At 65.5% G+C, this 15,267-nt stretch carries 14 protein-coding genes; all 14 read right to left on the bottom strand.

The window, feature by feature from the left end; all coding sequences use genetic code 11:
* Positions 1-20: 20 nt before the first annotated feature.
* Positions 21-413, bottom strand: a complete 393-nt coding sequence (gene mnhG, locus EXV95_RS06530) for a monovalent cation/H(+) antiporter subunit G (protein WP_176886258.1) — start codon at positions 411-413, stop codon at positions 21-23.
* On the bottom strand, positions 410-688 hold the full coding sequence (locus tag EXV95_RS06525; protein ID WP_055402533.1) for a K+/H+ antiporter subunit F: 279 nt from the start codon (positions 686-688) through the stop codon (positions 410-412). Before EXV95_RS06525 ends, mnhG begins: the two co-directional genes overlap by 4 nt.
* Positions 685-1,215, bottom strand: a complete 531-nt coding sequence (locus EXV95_RS06520) for a Na+/H+ antiporter subunit E (RefSeq protein ID WP_176886257.1) — start codon at positions 1,213-1,215, stop codon at positions 685-687. The genes EXV95_RS06525 and EXV95_RS06520 overlap by 4 nt, the downstream gene beginning before the upstream one ends.
* Positions 1,212-2,894, bottom strand: a complete 1,683-nt coding sequence (locus EXV95_RS06515) for a monovalent cation/H+ antiporter subunit D (RefSeq protein ID WP_176886256.1) — start codon at positions 2,892-2,894, stop codon at positions 1,212-1,214. The genes EXV95_RS06520 and EXV95_RS06515 overlap by 4 nt, the downstream gene beginning before the upstream one ends.
* 192 nt (positions 2,895-3,086) lie before the next feature.
* Positions 3,087-3,452, bottom strand: a complete 366-nt coding sequence (locus EXV95_RS06510; protein WP_010465754.1) for a Na+/H+ antiporter subunit C — start codon at positions 3,450-3,452, stop codon at positions 3,087-3,089.
* Positions 3,443-6,409 carry a monovalent cation/H+ antiporter subunit A gene (locus EXV95_RS06505; RefSeq protein WP_176886255.1) on the bottom strand — a complete coding sequence of 989 codons (2,967 nt, stop codon included), beginning with the start codon at positions 6,407-6,409 and terminating at the stop codon, positions 3,443-3,445. Before EXV95_RS06505 ends, EXV95_RS06510 begins: the two co-directional genes overlap by 10 nt.
* Positions 6,410-6,536: 127 nt before the next feature.
* Positions 6,537-6,986: a helix-hairpin-helix domain-containing protein gene (locus EXV95_RS06500; RefSeq protein ID WP_176886254.1), complete on the bottom strand. Its 450-nt coding sequence runs from the start codon at positions 6,984-6,986 to the stop codon at positions 6,537-6,539.
* Between the two features lie 107 nt (positions 6,987-7,093).
* Positions 7,094-8,251: a lipopolysaccharide assembly protein LapB gene (lapB, locus tag EXV95_RS06495; RefSeq protein WP_176886253.1), complete on the bottom strand. Its 1,158-nt coding sequence runs from the start codon at positions 8,249-8,251 to the stop codon at positions 7,094-7,096.
* Positions 8,241-8,570, bottom strand: a complete 330-nt coding sequence (locus tag EXV95_RS06490) for a lipopolysaccharide assembly LapA domain-containing protein (RefSeq protein ID WP_176886252.1) — start codon at positions 8,568-8,570, stop codon at positions 8,241-8,243. Before EXV95_RS06490 ends, lapB begins: the two co-directional genes overlap by 11 nt.
* A gap of 121 nt (positions 8,571-8,691) precedes the next feature.
* Complete coding sequence (locus EXV95_RS06485) at positions 8,692-9,042, bottom strand: integration host factor subunit beta (RefSeq protein ID WP_055402517.1); 351 nt, start codon at positions 9,040-9,042, stop codon at positions 8,692-8,694.
* Positions 9,043-9,164: 122 nt separating this feature from the next.
* Positions 9,165-10,850 carry a 30S ribosomal protein S1 gene (gene rpsA / locus EXV95_RS06480; RefSeq protein WP_176886251.1) on the bottom strand — a complete coding sequence of 562 codons (1,686 nt, stop codon included), beginning with the start codon at positions 10,848-10,850 and terminating at the stop codon, positions 9,165-9,167.
* Positions 10,851-11,056: 206 nt separating this feature from the next.
* Complete coding sequence (locus EXV95_RS06475; protein ID WP_176886250.1) at positions 11,057-13,099, bottom strand: bifunctional 3-phosphoshikimate 1-carboxyvinyltransferase/cytidylate kinase; 2,043 nt, start codon at positions 13,097-13,099, stop codon at positions 11,057-11,059.
* A gap of 157 nt (positions 13,100-13,256) precedes the next feature.
* Positions 13,257-14,129, bottom strand: coding sequence for a prephenate dehydrogenase (locus EXV95_RS06470; protein WP_055402512.1), 873 nt, complete (start codon positions 14,127-14,129; stop codon positions 13,257-13,259).
* Positions 14,130-14,141: 12 nt separating this feature from the next.
* A complete protein-coding gene (gene pheA / locus EXV95_RS06465; protein WP_121420410.1) occupies positions 14,142-15,239 on the bottom strand; it encodes a prephenate dehydratase in 1,098 nt (365 codons plus the stop codon).
* Positions 15,240-15,267 lie beyond the last annotated feature (28 nt).

The following is a 15,267-nucleotide window of genomic DNA, read 5'->3' as shown; positions in this document are numbered from 1 at the left end:
ATTTGCAGGCAGCTATCAAATCAGGAGTCTTTGGCGTCTGCAGGCGCCTTGGGCTGGCTCAGGCTGGGCGGCACATTCAGCCCCATCTGCCGCGCGCGGAACAGTGCCGCGCGCATCAAGAAGATCGACATGATCGGCACCGTGATCGCCACGAACACGGCGATCAGCAGCGCATGCAGCGCTAGGCTGCGGTCGGCCACCGAGAAGTACAGCACCGTGCCATGCATGATCAGCCAGCAGCCCAGCGTGGCGATGATGGCAGGCGCGTGCACCCGTTCAAAAAACGTGGGCAGGCGCAGCAAGCCGGTGGAGCCCAGCAGGGCCAGCCCGGCGCCCGCCAGCACCAGCACGGCAACGATGATTTCAAGCCAGAGCGGCAGCACGGCGGCGGCAGTGGTAGCGGCTTCGGTCATTCGATCACCTCGCCACGCAGCAGGAACTTGGCCATGGCCATGCTGCCCACAAAGCTGAACAGCGCCAGCAGCAGCGCGGCCTCGAAGTAGTTCTTGCTGCCATACAGCAGGCCCAGCACCAGCATCACCAGCATGCCGCTCAGGTACATGCAGTCGAGCGCCAGCACCCGGTCTTGTGCGGAGGGGCCCTTGAGCAGGCGGATCAGCGCGCAGCCCATGGCCAGGGCCAGCATGAACAGGGCGATGGGAAGGGCCCAATCCAGTATCGGGGTCATTCAAAAATCTCCATCAAAGGGGCTTCGTAGCGCCGCTTCACGTCGGCGATCACGGTGGCCGCGTCGTCCAGTTCCAGCACATGCAGCAGCAGCACGCTGCGGTCCAGCGACAGCTCGGCCCAGGCCGTGCCGGGGGTGATGCAGACGATCATCGCCAGCACGGCCAGCGCGTTGGGGTCGCGCACGTCGAGCGGGATGTGCACAAACCCGGCAGGGTGGCGCCTGCGGCCGGGCGCCAGCAGCAGGCGCGCCACGGCCAGGTTGGAACGGGTGGTGTCGGCCACCACCGTGAAGGCCAGGCGCAGCACGGCGCCGGGTTTGCGCACACGCACGGGCAGCGGCCGCAGCCCGGCCGTGAGCAGCGGGATCGCCAGCGCCAGCACGGTACCCAGCACAAAATGCCCGGCACTCAGGCTGCGGTTGAGCAGCAGCCACAGGCCCAGCAGCGCCAGCGAGAGCAGGGGCGCGGGCACCAGCCGCTTGAGGGGCCGGGGCGATGTGGCGGTGGGTTGGGGCTCTGGCTTCATGGCTGGGCGCCCCCCTGTATGGCGGAAGGCTTGGGAGGGTTGGGTACAGGGTTGGCCGTCATCACGGCGCGCACATACCCGGCGGGCGCGTGCAGCGCGTCAGCCGTGGCCTGGGTGTAGCGCATCACGGCCCCAGCCTGCCAGGCCAGCGCAACGCAGGCGCCCAGCAACAAGGCAATGGGCAAGCCCTCCAGCACCAGCAGCTTGGGGGATGTGCGGTCGTGCGCTGCCCAGAAGTGGCGTATGCCCGCACGCGTGAGCGCCAGCAGCGCGAGCAGGCCAGAGCCTACGAGCAGTGCCACCAACGTCCAGCCTGCAGCGCCGAGGTGGAACCCGGCAGAAGCCCCGAGCCCCAGGGGATTGAGCAAGGCATGGATCATGGCGAACTTGCCCACAAAACCCGGCAGGGGCGGCAGGCCCGCGATGACCAGCGTGCAGGCCATGAAGGCCAGCCCCAGGAACGCGGCCGCCGCAGGGATGACCTGGCCGATGAGCGCCTCCTCTTGGTCGTCAAGGTTCATGCCCTCGCGGGGTACCAGGTCGGCCGACAGAAACGGCGCATCGTCCGTCTGCTCGTAGGGGGCGAGGTTCGAGCCATCGTTGCGCCAGCGGTCGATCAGGTCGGCCAGCAGGAACAGTGCGCTCACGGCCAGCGTGGAGCTGAGCAGGTAGTACAGCAGCCCGGCCGTGAGAAGGTTCTGCCCGAAGCCCACGGCCGCCAGCAGCGTGCCCGACGACAGGATGGCGCTGTAGCCCGCCAGGTGCCCCAGCCGCTGCGACCCCAGCATGCCGATAGCGCCAAAGGCCATGGTGAGCATGCCCCCGCCGATGAGCCATTGGCTGCCAAACTGGGCGGATTCACCGGCCTCGGCGCCAAAGAGCAGCGTCCACAGCCGCAACACGCTGTACACGCCCACCTTGGTCATCAGTGCAAAGAGCGCGCCCACGGGTGCCGTGGCTGCGCTGTAGGCGGGCACCAGCCAGAAATTGAGCGGCCACACAGCGGCCTTGATGAGAAAAGCCACCGCCAGGATGGCCGCCGCCGCATGCAGCAGGCCCCGGTCTGCAGGCGCAATGCCTGCAATGCTCTGCGCCAGATCGGCCATGTTGAGCGTGCCGGTGATGCCATACAGCATCGACACGCCAATCAGGAACAGTGAGGAGGCCGCGAGGTTGATGGCGATGTAGTGCAGCCCGGCTGACACGCGCGGGCGGCCCGAGCCGTGCAGCAGCAGGCCGTAGGAGGCTGCCAGCATGATCTCGAAGAAAACGAACAGGTTGAACAGGTCGGCGGTGAGGAAGGCACCGGCCAGCCCCATGAGCTGGAACTGGAACAGCGGGTGAAAGTGCACGCCCGCGCGGTGCCAGCGCGCCGCCGAGAACAGCACGGTGGCCAGCGCCACGGTGCTGGCCAGCACCAGCATCATCGCGGAGAGCCGGTCGATGGCCAGCACAATGCCAAAGGGCGCTGGCCAGTTGCCGGGCAGGTACACGCCCAGGCCGCCGGGCAGGTTCGGGTCCTTGGCCTGCACCAGCAGCAGCACGGCCACCACCAGGCCCAGAAAGGTCGAGGTGATGTTGAGCGTGACCTTGGTGCGCTGGCGCTCTTCGCGCAGCAGCAGCATGAGCCCGGCCGTGAGCAGGGGCAGCGCAATGGGCGCAAGGATCAGGTGCGGCATCAACCGGTCAAGTAAAAGTCCAGTGAATGTCATGTCATTGGTCCGAGGCGCTGCGCACGAAACTGGCACGCCCCAGGCCGGGGCAGCCGAGCAAGGGCCGCCCCGCCGCGAGGGCTACGTCCCCCTGCCCGCAGCGCACAGCGCTGCGAGAGCGGGGGGAAGGCGCGAAGCGCCTCAGGGGGGTGTCTTTATTCACGGCATCTCCTGGGCGTCTTTGGCGCGAGTGCCATCCACATGGTCAGTGCCCGCCATGCCGCGCGATGCCAGTAGCACCACCAGGAACAGGGCCGTCATGGCAAAGCCGATCACGATGGCCGTGAGCGTGAGCGCCTGGGGCATGGGGTCGGCATAGTGGGCCAGGTCTTGCGGCAGGCCGGGTTGCAGCACGGGCTCCTTGTCAATCGCCAGGCCCAGGCGGCCCATGCTGAAGATGAACAGGTTGACGGCGTACGACAGCAGCGACAGGCCCATGATGACCTGGAAGGTGCGGGGCCGCAGCAGCAGCCATACGCCGGAGCCGGTGAGCACACCGATGGCCAGGGCCAGTATCAGTTCCATGCAGTTTCTCCCCGGGTGGTGGGCGCTGTGGCAGCAGCGGCTTGTTCTGCCGCCTCGTCGTCGGCGCGCGCATTGTTGTAGCGGTGGCTGCGCACCGACTGGTGGGCAATGCCGGTGAGGATGAGCATGGTGGAGCCCACCACCAGGGTGAACACGCCGATGTCGAAGAACAGCGCGCTGGCTACATGGATCTCGCCCACCACCGGCAGGTGCCAATGGGCCGTGTGGCTGGTCAGGAACGGATAGCCCCAGGCCAGTGCGCCCAGCCCGGTGGCCAGCGCGGCTAGAAGGCCCACGCCGATCCAGCGGCGTGGGTACAGGGGCAGATGCGCCTCGACCCATGACGTGCCCGAGACGATGTACTGCAGCAGCAGGGCCACCGAGAACACCAGCCCTGCCACAAACCCGCCGCCGGGCTCGTTGTGGCCGCGCATGAAGAGGTAGACCGCGACCAGCGTGGCAAACGGCAGCATCAGCCGCACCAGCACCGCAGGCACCATGAGGTATCCGACGGCGGTGTCGGCGGTCTGGCGCGGGTTGGTCAGGTCGGTGTCCACATCGGCGGGCAGGGCGCGCTGCTGGGGCGGCAGGTCCATCACCTCGCGCGCAGGGCGGAAGCGCCGCAGCAGCGCATACACCGTGAGCGCCACAATGCCCAGTACCACGATCTCGCCAAAGGTGTCAAAGCCCCGGAAGTCCACCAGCATGACGTTGACCACGTTGGTGCCGCCCCCGTCGGTAAGGGCGCGCTCCAGGAAGAAGGTGGAGGTGCTGTCGGGGAAAGGGCGGCTCATCATCGCGAACGACAACAGCGCCATGCCTGCGCCCGCGCTCAACGCCAGTGCCAGGTCCCGGTAGCGGCGCAGCTGGGTCCGGCGCTCTTCGGCCAGGGTGGGCACGCGCAGGCTTTCGTCGCGGCGGGGCAGCCAGCGCAGGCCCAGCAGGATGAGGATGGTGGTCACGATCTCCACCACGATCTGTGTGAGCGCAAGGTCGGGCGCCGAGAACCACAGAAAGGTCAGGCACACACACAGGCCCGAGCCGCCCAGCAGTGTGAGGGCGGCCAGCCGGTGGTACTTGGCCTGCCAGGCCGCCGCCACGGCGCACACGGCGCCCAGCAACCACAGCAGCGCAAAGGCGGGGGACAGCGGCAGCTGCACCCGGTCGCCAATGGGCAAGCCCCGCGCCCACAGGGGCAGGGTACCCGCCACCAGGGCCGCTGCGGCCAGCCACAGCATCTGCCACTGCAGGCGGCTGGTGCCCAGCAGGCGGCGGCCTTTGCGGCCCGCCAGCGTGAGGGCGGCCAGCAGGTGCTCGAACATGCGCTGGCCGCTCAGGTAGTGCATGAGGGGCGGTGCATCCAGCGTGCCCCGCGCGCGCTGCCAGCGCAGCAGCGCATACAGTGCAATGCCTCCGCCCAGGGCCACCAGGCTCATTACAAACGGGGTGTTGAACCCATGCCAGACCGCCAGGCTGTACGTGGGCAGCTCGCCCCCCACCACGGGCCGCGCGGCGGCGGCCAGATAGGCCCCCACCGACCATGCGGGCAGCGTGCCCACCACCAGGCAGGCCAGCACCAGCAGCTCGACCGGAACGCGCATCCAGTGCGGCGGCTCGTGCGGCGGGCGCGGCAGGTCGGTGGCGGGTGGGCCAAAGAACACATCCACCGTGAAGCGCAGCGAATACGCCACGCTGAACATGCCGGCCACTGTGGCGGCGACGGGCAGCAGCCATTCGAGCATCGGCGTGGTGTTCACGTACACCGTCTCGGCAAAGAACATTTCCTTGGACAGGAAGCCGTTGAGCAGCGGTACGCCCGCCATGGCCGCGCTGGCCACCATGGCCAGCGTGGCGGTGATGGGCATCATCCTGCGCAGGCCCGACAGGCGCCGGATGTCCCGCGTACCGCTTTCATGGTCCACAATGCCCACGGCCATGAACAGCGAGGCTTTGAAGGTCGCGTGGTTCATGATGTGGAACACGGCGGCCACGGCGGCCAGCGGGCTGTTCAGGCCCAGCAGCAGCGTGATGAGCCCGAGGTGCGAGATGGTCGAGTAGGCCAGCAATCCCTTGAGGTCGTTCTGGAACATCGCCGCGTAGCCACCGACCAGCAGCGTGGCCAGCCCCGCGCCGCCCACCAGCCAGAACCACTCTTCCGTGCCCGACAGTGCGGGCCACAACCGGGCCATCAGGAACACACCGGCTTTCACCATGGTGGCCGAGTGCAGGTAGGCCGACACGGGCGTGGGCGCGGCCATGGCGTGGGGCAGCCAGAAGTGGAACGGGAACTGCGCGCTTTTGGTCAGCGCGCCCAGCAGGATCAGCACCAGCGCGGCGACGTACAGTGGGTGCGCCTTGATCAACGCGCCTGCGGCCAGCACGTGGTCGAGGTCGTAGCTGCCCACGATGTGGCCCAGCACCAGCATGCCGGCCAGCATGCACAGGCCGCCCGTGCCTGTAACTGTCAGCGCCATCCGCGCACCGCGCCGGGCATCCTTGCGGTGGTGCCAGTAGCCGATCAGCAGGAAGGAGAACAGGCTGGTCAGCTCCCAGAAAAACGCAATCTGGATGATGTTGCCCGACAGCACCACACCCGCCATCGCTCCCATGAACGCCAGAAAAAACGAGAAGAAGCGTGGCACCGGGTCGGCGGCCGACATGTAGTAGCGCGCATACAGCACCACCAGGCTGCCCACGCCCAGCACCAGCATGCAGAACATCCAGGCAAAGCCATCCATGCGGATGACGAGGTTTAGGCCCAAGGCGGGGAGCCAGGCCAGCTCTTGCCGGATCACGCCGCCGTCCGCAATCTCCGGGAAGTAGAGCGCCGCCTGCACGGTGCAGAACAGGGCGATGAGTCCTGCCAGGGTGGACTCGGTATTGCGGGCGTTGGAGGGCAGAACCGCTGCCAGCAGGCTGCCGATGAAGGGAAGAAGGATGAGCGTGATCAGGGGCATGCGCGAATGATTTTAGAGGGAGACCCTAAAAACCCTGCCCCGTCCTCGCCGTGGAAGGCGCCGCGTGCTGAGGTCTACGCCAAAAAACAAAGCCCGCTGAGGCGGGCTTGTGGTCTGTGTGGCGTGCTTATTTTTTGGTAGCACTGTCTGCAGCGGTGGCTGCCGTGGCTGGGGCAGCGGGGGTCTGCACCACCGCTGCTGCGTCAGCGGGCTTTTCGTCCTTCTTGCCTTTGCTGGCGGTGTCCTTGTTTCTCTTGTCTGCCTTTTCGGCCTTCGCACTGGCTTTTGCTTCGGCCTTGGCCACTGCGGCGGCGCTGAACTTCTTTCCGTTCACGGTGAGACCTTCGGTGGAGAATTTGGCCGCTGTTTTCTCGCCCACGCCACCCACCCGAGCAATGAAGTCGCTCCAGTCCTTGAAGTTGCCGTTCTTGCGCTCGTCCAGGATCTTGGTAGAGAGACCGGGGCCGATGCCCTTGATGCCATCCAACTCAGCGGCGGTGGCCTTGTTCACGTCCACCGCTGCAAAAGCGGCAGCGGCATACAACAGGGTGATGATGAGCAGTATTTTTTTGAACACGATGAAACTCCCTCGGTGTGGATGAATGAATGGCTCTTTGTGCGCAACGCGGAAGGCACCGCGCGGCCATCTTATCCAGCGCTGGCAACGCGATGTTGCCAGTTGTTTCAGAGCTCTTCCACTCGCCGCGCAGGGTAGCTGTCCCATGTCTGGCAGCCGGGGCATTGCCAGAAATGCTGGCGGGCCTCGAAGCCACAGGCCGCACAGCGGTAGCGGGTCAGGGGCTTGACCGCGTGGTCCAGCGCGCGCTGGATCTGGGGGTGGAACTCTTCGTGTTCCAGCTTTTCGGTGGCCAGCCATTTGGCAGCGGCGACCAGCGAGCGCTCCTTGTCCAGGTGCTCCACGTAGCGCTGCCGGGCGGAGGGGCGGGTGGCCTCGTCGGTGGTTTCCATGGCCACGATGCTTTCCAGCACATCCAGCGAAGGGGCCTGCGCATAGTGGGCCTGGAGCAGGGCGTGGACCTCTTCGGTGCGCCCGGCGGCCGTGGCGGCCTCGACCATCAGCGGGGCGGCCAGTGGCAGTGCGGCGGGGTTGCGCTCGCCCAGGGCCTTGAGTGTGGCCAGCACTGCCGCCGGTTGCCCCATGAGGCGCTGCAGGCGCGCCAGCTCAATGCGCGCGCGTGCGGCTTCAGGGGCGGCGGCCACGGCCTGCTCCAGCAAGGCCTGGGCACCGGGCAGGTCGCCCTGGGCACTCAGCGCCAGCGCCTGCTCGCACAGGTAGTGGGCCTGGCGGGTGCTGAAGTCGCCCTGGTCCGCGTCGTGCATCTTTCGGGCGATGGTGGCTGCGTGGGGCCAGTCGCGTGAGCGTTCATAAATGGCCAGCAGCGCCAGGCGGGCCTGGGCCTCGAAGGGGGTGCCTTCCAGGCGGTGCAAGGCTTCTTCCGCGCGGTCGAGCAGGCCGGCCTTGAGGAAGTCGAGCGCCAGCGCGTGCTGGGCACGTTCGCGGTCGGTGCGGGAGAGGTCACCGCGCGAGAGCAGGTGCTCGTGCACGCGCACGGCGCGGTCGTATTCGCCCCGGCGGCGGAACAGATTGCCGAGGGCAAAGTGCAGTTCGGAGGTGTCGGGGTCGTTCTGCACGGCCTCGATGAAGGCGTCGATGGCCTGGTCCTGCTGCTCGTTGAGCAGGAAGTTCAGGCCCTTGAAGTAGGCCTTGGGCGCGCGGCGGTTTTCTGCACGCAGTTGGCGCAGGTCAAAACGCGAAGCCAGCCAACCCAGCACAAAGGCCACGGGCAGACCCAGCAGGATCCAGGTCAGGTCAAATTCCATGGGCTGAAGGCAGGTCGGGCGGTGGTGGCGGGGCGGGGGGCATGGAGCCCGCTGCTGCGGAGGATGCCACGGGCATAGGCGCTGCCACCGCTGCATGGGCGCGTCGCGCTGCGGTGCGGTGCCTCCACCAGCGCGGCACCATGCCCAGCACTCCCACGGCCAGGCCCGCTGAAAATGCGGTCAACACCACCAGCACCAACGGCGCGCGCCATTGCGTGCCAAAGAAGAAGTGCACGGTGGCGTCCTGCTGGTTGTTCAGCGCGAAGGCAAACAGCGTAAAAAAAATGGCTGCCTTGAGCAGCCACAGGAGGTATTTCATCGGTCTCCCCAGTGGTGGGGCGATTCTAAGAGCTTGTGCCTGCTGGGCCGTATGGCCCTTGCAGGATAAGAATTCAAGTCAAATAGGCCTCTAGCGCTTATCTGTAAAGCGCGAGCAGCTATTATTTTTGAATGGTTGTGCTGCTGGCGGCACCCGAGTTTTCTTCCATCTCGGCGGTGCGCTTGTCCACGGCTTCACGCAGGGCCTTGCCAGGCTTGAAATGGGGCACCCGTTTTTCAGGGATGGCCACGGCCTCGCCGCTGCGCGGATTGCGTCCCATGCGGGGTGGGCGGTGGTTTACCGAGAAGCTGCCAAAGCCCCGGATCTCGATGCGGTGCCCACGCACCAGGGCCTCGCCCACGGCGTCCAGGATGGTCTTGACGGCGTATTCGGCATCTCGATGGGTGAGCTGACCAAAGCGCGCGGCCAGTTCTTCAACGAGGTCTGAGCGGGTCATGGAATCTTGGGGCATGGGCAGGCTGCGGGTGGGCAGGTCTTTGCTGAAAAAAGAGCGGGCGCCGAGGCGCCCGCTGTCTGACCGTACAAGGAGCTTACCGCGCAATGTGCGCTGAGGCTCCTCAACGGGTCAGCGCTTTACTTTTCCGAGTTGTCCAGCTTGGCGCGCAGCAGGGCGCCCAGGCTGGTCGTGCCGGCGCTTTCGCGGCTGGACTGTTGGCTCAGGTTGGCCATGGCGCCTTGTTCGTCAGCCATGTCCTTTTGCTTGATCGACAGCTGGATGTTGCGGGTCTTGCGATCCACATTGACCACCACGGCCGTGACTTCGTCGCCTTCCTTGAGCACGTTGCGGGCATCTTCCACGCGGTCGCGGGAGATTTCCGAAGCGCGCAGGTAACCCACGATGTCTTCGCCGAGGTCGATTTCAGCGCCACGGGCGTCCACGGTCTTGACCTTGCCGGTCACCGTCTGGCCCTTGTCGTTCACCGTCACGAAGGTCGTGAATGGGTCACCGTCGAGCTGCTTGATGCCCAGCGAGATGCGTTCGCGGTCCACGTCCACGGCCAGCACGATGGCTTCCACTTCCTGGCCCTTCTTGTAGTTGCGAACTGCGGCTTCGCCGGCTTCGTTCCACGAAAGGTCAGACAAATGCACCAGGCCGTCGATGCCGGCAGCCAGGCCCACGAACACGCCGAAGTCGGTGATCGACTTGATAGGACCCTTGACGCGGTCGCCGCGCTTCGTGTCCTGTGCGAACTCTTGCCATGGGTTGGCCTTGCACTGCTTCATGCCCAGGCTGATACGGCGCTTGTCTTCGTCGATTTCCAGAATCATGACTTCGACTTCGTCGCCCAGCGAAACCAGCTTGGCGGGAGCGATGTTCTTGTTGGTCCAGTCCATTTCAGACACGTGCACCAGGCCTTCGATGCCGGGTTCGAGTTCGACGAACGCGCCGTAGTCGGCAATGTTCGTGATCTTGCCGAACAGGCGGGTGCCTTGGGGGTAGCGGCGGTTCACGCCCATCCATGGGTCGTCGCCCATTTGCTTCAGACCCAGGGACACGCGGTTCTTTTCGGTGTCGAACTTCAGGATCTTGGCCGTGATTTCCTGGCCAGCTGTCACCACTTCGGAGGGGTGACGCACACGGCGCCATGCCATGTCGGTGATGTGCAGCAGGCCGTCGATGCCGCCCAGGTCCACGAACGCACCGTATTCGGTGATGTTCTTGACCACGCCTTGAACGATGGAGCCTTCCTTCAGGGTTTCCATCAGCTTGGCGCGCTCTTCGCCCATGGAGGCTTCCACCACAGCGCGGCGGCTCAGCACCACGTTGTTGCGCTTGCGGTCCAGCTTGATGACCTTGAATTCCATGGTCTTGTTTTCGTACGGCGTCAGATCCTTGATCGGACGGGTATCGATCAGCGAACCGGGCAGGAATGCGCGGATGCCGTTGACCAGAACGGTCAGACCGCCCTTGACCTTGCCGCTGGTCGTGCCAGTGACGAATTCGCCGGATTCGAGGGCCTTTTCCAGGCTCATCCACGAAGCCAGACGCTTGGCGGTGTCGCGCGACAGGATGGTGTCGCCGTAGCCGTTTTCGATGGAGCCAATGGCCACCGACACGAAGTCACCCACTTGGACTTCGACTTCGCCCTTGTCGTTCTTGAACTCTTCCAGCGGTACGTAGGCTTCGGACTTGAGGCCAGCGTTCACGACCACGAAGTTGTGCTCAACGCGCACGACTTCAGCGGTGATGACTTCGCCTGGGCGCATTTCCGTGCGCTGCAAAGATTCTTCAAAAAGGGCGGCAAAAGATTCGGACATGTGTTTCCTTGCCACAAACAGGATTCCAGTAGCACCATTGCTACTGTTTTTATAGCTGCTTGCGGTGGTTTTTTGCGGTAGAACCGCGGGTTAGGTTATCGATCCACACAACCTGTGCGCTGGCGCGCGAGAGGAGTTGCGTGGGCCTGTGGCAAGGCCTTTCAGCATTGCCTGTGGAGCCCGTTCTAAAAAAGGCGCCACACGTTTCAACCCTGCGCAGACCTTGCGAAAGGTTGACGCTCTTGCCACCAAGCCAGCACCTTTTCAACGGCTTGTTCAATCGTCAAATCGGAGTTGTCCAGGACCAGAGCGTCCTGCGCGGGCTTGAGAGGTGCAACGCTGCGGGTGCTGTCCCGGGCGTCGCGCGCTTCCAGATCTGCGCGGAGGTCTGCGATACTAGCCGAAAAACCCTTTGAAATCAACTGTTTATAACGGCGCTCGGCGCGGCAGGCAGCGCTGGCCGTCAAATAGACCTTCAAAGGGGCCTCGGGGAAGATCACCGTGCCCATGTCCCGGCCGTCGGCCACCAGCCCCGGCAGACGCTGGAAGCTGTGTTGCAGATCCACGAGCGACCCCCGCACGGCGGGCAGGGCAGAGACGCGGGATGCGTTCATGCCGGCCTCTTCGGTGCGGATGGCTTCCGTTACATCGTCGCTGCCCAGCCACACCCGGCCCCCTTCGAAACGCACGGGCAGCGTCTGCGCCAAGGCGGCAATGCGGGCCTCGTGCTCGGGGCTGATGGCCAGGCCAGCGCGCAGGGCGGCGAGGGCCGTGATGCGGTACATCGCCCCAGAGTCCAGGAACCGGTAGCCCAGGCGCTGCGCGACCGCAGCCGCCACGGTGCCCTTGCCCGAGGCGGTGGGGCCGTCGATGCAGATCACCGGGATGTGGCCAGTGGCAGTGCTTGCCACCGAGAACAGGGCTTCAAAGTAATCCGGGAAGGTCTTCGCCACGCATTTGGGGTCTTCAATGCGCACGGGCAGGCCCGCTGGGTTGAACGCCGCCAGCGAGAAGCACATCGCCACGCGGTGGTCGTCGTAGGTGTGGATGCTGGCCGCTTTCCAGTCTTGGACTTGGGCAGGTGGCGTGACGCGGATGAAGTCCGCCCCTTCTTCCACCGTGGCTCCAAGCTTGCGCAGTTCGTTGGCCATGGCGGCGATGCGGTCGGTTTCCTTCACGCGCCAGCTGGCGATGTTGCGCAGCGTGGTGGTGCCCTCGGCATACAGCGCCATCACGGCCAGCGTCATGGCGGCATCGGGGATGTGGTTGCAGTCCAGGTCAATGGCCTTGAGCGGCCAGCCCTGGCCCGGTTCACCCCGCTGGATGTGCAGCCAGTTAGGGCCACCGGTGACCACGGCACCCATGGCGCGGGCGGCATCGACAAAGCGGATGTCGCCCTGGATCGAATCGAGGCCCACGCCTTGAATTTTGATGCCATTTTGGCCGCTGGCGCTTGATGTGATTGCGCCAAGCGCTATGAAATAGCTAGCAGATGATGCGTCGGCCTCGACGTGGATGGTGCCGGGCGACTGGTAGCGGCTGCCCGCCGCAATCGTGAACCGCTGCCAGTTCTGGTGCTCGACCACGATGCCGAAGCGCGCCAGAAGCTGGAGGGTGATGGCGATGTAGGGCTTGGAGATCAATTCCCCCACCACATCAATCACGATGTTCTGGGTGCCAGCCGCCAGTGGCAATGCCATGAGCAGAGCGGTCAGGAACTGGCTGGACACATCGCCGCGCACGCGGATGGGCGCAGCCAGTGCCAGCGCAGGGACGCCATTGGCGTGGGCGATGCGCAGCGGCGGGTAGCCGTCGTTCCCCAGGTAGTCGATCTGGCAACCCAGCTGGCGCAGTGCATCCACCAGGTCGCCAATAGGGCGCTCGTGCATGCGCGGGACGCCCGACAGCTCGAATTCACCGCCCAGCAAGGCCAGTGCGGCCGTCAGCGGGCGCATGGCAGTGCCAGCATTGCCCATGAAGAGCTTGGCCGGCGACTGCGGTGCGCGGCCGCCCAGGCCCGTGATGTGCACGGTGCTGCCCGCCTCGTCCACGGTGCAGCCAATCTGGCGCAGCCCGTCGAGCATGACGCGGGTGTCGTCGGACGCCAGCAGGTCGTGCACGGTGGTGGTGCCATTGCTCAGCGCCGCCAGCAGCAGCACGCGGTTGGAAATGCTCTTGGAGCCAGGCAAGTGCACTTCGCCAGCGGCGGCTTGCAAGGGAGGTAGGTCTAGGAATGCGGTGCTGTACATCGTTGTGGTGTGTCCATTGCAGCTCAAAGAACGTTTCTGCCGCCAGAAGCCTGTGCAACCGGCGCGCCCCGAACGCCAGCGCACCCGTGGAACTGGCTCCGCCAGGCCACCGGGTGCGTCCCCCTCGGGGGAAGGCGCCGCAGGCGACTCAGGGGGGTTATTTCCGCTTCGCACCCATGCGCCAGTGCGCCCGGGTCTCGCTGGCCAGCGTCAGCATGTCTTCCAGCGCCTGGGCATCGCCCTTTTGCATGGCCTGCTCGATGGTGTGCAGTGCCTGCTGGAACAGTTTGGACTGGGCGATCAGCTCGTCGCGGTTGGACAGCAGGATGTCGCGCCACACCTTGGGATCACTGGCTGCAATGCGCGTGAAGTCCCGGAACCCCGGGCCCGCCAGCGACAGGAAATCGTCTCCGGTGTCCTGGCCCGTGATGCTGTTCATCATCGCAAAGGCGAGCACATGGGGTAGGTGACTGACAGCTGCAAACGCCGCATCGTGCGACTCGGGCGACATGCTGGTCACACGGCTGCCCAGGGCCGTCCAGATGTCCTGGGCTTTTTGCAGCTGCGCGGTGAAGGTGCGTTCGGTGGGCGTCAGGATCACCTGCCGCCCGCTGTAGAGATCGGCCTCGGCATGTTCCACGCCCGACACTTCGCGCCCTGTGATTGGATGTGCAGGCACAAACGAGCCCACTTGGTCGCGCAAGGCGCGGCGTGCGGCCTGCACCACATCGGCCTTGGTGGAGCCCACGTCCATGATCAGCATCTGGGGGGTGACCAGGTGCTTGATGGCCTTGAGCGTGGCTTCGGTGGCGGCCACGGGCACGGCCACCAGCACAATGTCAGCGCCAGCAACGGCCAGCAAGGCGGACGGCGCCTCGACATCGATCACACCCAGCTGGCGGGCGCGGTCGGTGGTGGAGGGTGATTTGCTGTAACCCACCACGCGTTTGACCAGGCCGGCCTTCTTCATGGCCAGGGCGAATGAGCCTCCCATGAGCCCGCAGCCGATCAGTCCCAGTTGTTCGAACATGGCGACGGCTCCTTATGACGAGACAGGGTAGGTGCCCAGGACCTTGTAGAACGCGCACAGGCTGCGCAGTTCTTCCAACGCCCTGGCCACATGGGGCTGGGCAGGATGGCCGTCGAGATCGATGTAGAAGTAATACTCCCACTGGCCGGTGCGGGCGGGGCGCGATTCGAAGCGCGTCATGGACACACCGTGCGTCTTGAGCGGCACCAGCAGGTCGTGCACGGCGCCAGGGCGGTTGGGCACCGACACCACAAGGCTGGTGCAGTCCTTGCCCGAGGGTGGTGGCGTCTGCAGCGTGTGCGGCAGGCAGATGATGGCGAAGCGGGTGCGGTTGTAGGCGTCGTCCTGAATGGCGTGGGAGACGATGTGCAAGCCGAACTGAGTGGCTGCACGTTCGCTGGAGAGGGCCGCCCAGGCAGGGTTGGTGGTGGCCAGGCGTGCGCCTTCGGCATTGCTGGACACCGGGCGGCGCTCGGCATGCGGCAGGTGCTTGGACAACCAAGCCTGGCATTGTGCGAGCGCTTGCGGATGGGCCAGCACCACCTCAATGCCATCCAGTGAGTTGCTGGTGCGCAGCAGGTTGTGGCGCACGAGCAGGCTGACTTCGCCCACTACGTGGGTGGGGGTGTGCAGGAAGAGGTCGAGCGAGCGGGTGACCACGCCTTCGGTAGAGTTCTCCACGCCCACCACGCCGTACTGCGCGCTGCCAGCGGCTGTGGCGTGGAACACTTCGTCGAAGTTGGCGCAGTACATCAGGTCGGCCGCGCCGCCAAAGAACTCGATCGCTGCCTGCTCGCAGAACGTGCCCTCGGGGCCCAGCACGGCCACACGCTGGGGCGATTCGAGCGCCAGGCAGGCGGACATGATCTCGCGCCAGATGGCAGCGACGTGCGCGCCCTTGAGCGGCCCAGGGTTGGCGTTGGTGATCTTGTCGATGACCTGGGCTACACGGTCGGGTCGGAAAAAGGGCGTGCCTTCGCGCTTCTTGACTTCACCCACCTGTTCGGCCACGAGCGCCCGTTGGTTCAGCAGCGTGAGCAGTTGCTGGTCGATGCTGTCGATCTGCACGCGCAGGCTGGCGAGGTCGGGTGAGGCTTGCGGAGTGTTCATGGATGGGAAATATCGGTGCGCTGTCGCG

The sequence above is a fragment of the Acidovorax sp. JMULE5 genome (assembly GCF_013376875.1).
Classification (GTDB): domain Bacteria; phylum Pseudomonadota; class Gammaproteobacteria; order Burkholderiales; family Burkholderiaceae_C; genus Acidovorax; species Acidovorax facilis.
Note: the sequence above shows the minus strand (reverse complement) of the source record. Positions and strands in the feature narration are given on the sequence as shown.

Coding starts and splice junctions, on each gene's coding strand:
- mnhG (WP_176886258.1), bottom strand. CDS start 413: ATGACCGAAGCCGCTACCACTGCCGCCGCCGTGCTGCCGCTCTGGCTT.
- EXV95_RS06525 (WP_055402533.1), bottom strand. CDS start 688: ATGACCCCGATACTGGATTGGGCCCTTCCCATCGCCCTGTTCATGCTG.
- EXV95_RS06520 (WP_176886257.1), bottom strand. CDS start 1,215: ATGAAGCCAGAGCCCCAACCCACCGCCACATCGCCCCGGCCCCTCAAG.
- EXV95_RS06515 (WP_176886256.1), bottom strand. CDS start 2,894: ATGCCGCACCTGATCCTTGCGCCCATTGCGCTGCCCCTGCTCACGGCC.
- EXV95_RS06510 (WP_010465754.1), bottom strand. CDS start 3,452: ATGGAACTGATACTGGCCCTGGCCATCGGTGTGCTCACCGGCTCCGGC.
- EXV95_RS06505 (WP_176886255.1), bottom strand. CDS start 6,409: ATGCCCCTGATCACGCTCATCCTTCTTCCCTTCATCGGCAGCCTGCTG.
- lapB (WP_176886253.1), bottom strand. CDS start 8,251: ATGGAATTTGACCTGACCTGGATCCTGCTGGGTCTGCCCGTGGCCTTT.
- EXV95_RS06490 (WP_176886252.1), bottom strand. CDS start 8,570: ATGAAATACCTCCTGTGGCTGCTCAAGGCAGCCATTTTTTTTACGCTG.
- EXV95_RS06485 (WP_055402517.1), bottom strand. CDS start 9,042: ATGCCCCAAGATTCCATGACCCGCTCAGACCTCGTTGAAGAACTGGCC.
- rpsA (WP_176886251.1), bottom strand. CDS start 10,850: ATGTCCGAATCTTTTGCCGCCCTTTTTGAAGAATCTTTGCAGCGCACG.
- EXV95_RS06475 (WP_176886250.1), bottom strand. CDS start 13,099: ATGTACAGCACCGCATTCCTAGACCTACCTCCCTTGCAAGCCGCCGCT.
- EXV95_RS06470 (WP_055402512.1), bottom strand. CDS start 14,129: ATGTTCGAACAACTGGGACTGATCGGCTGCGGGCTCATGGGAGGCTCA.
- pheA (WP_121420410.1), bottom strand. CDS start 15,239: ATGAACACTCCGCAAGCCTCACCCGACCTCGCCAGCCTGCGCGTGCAG.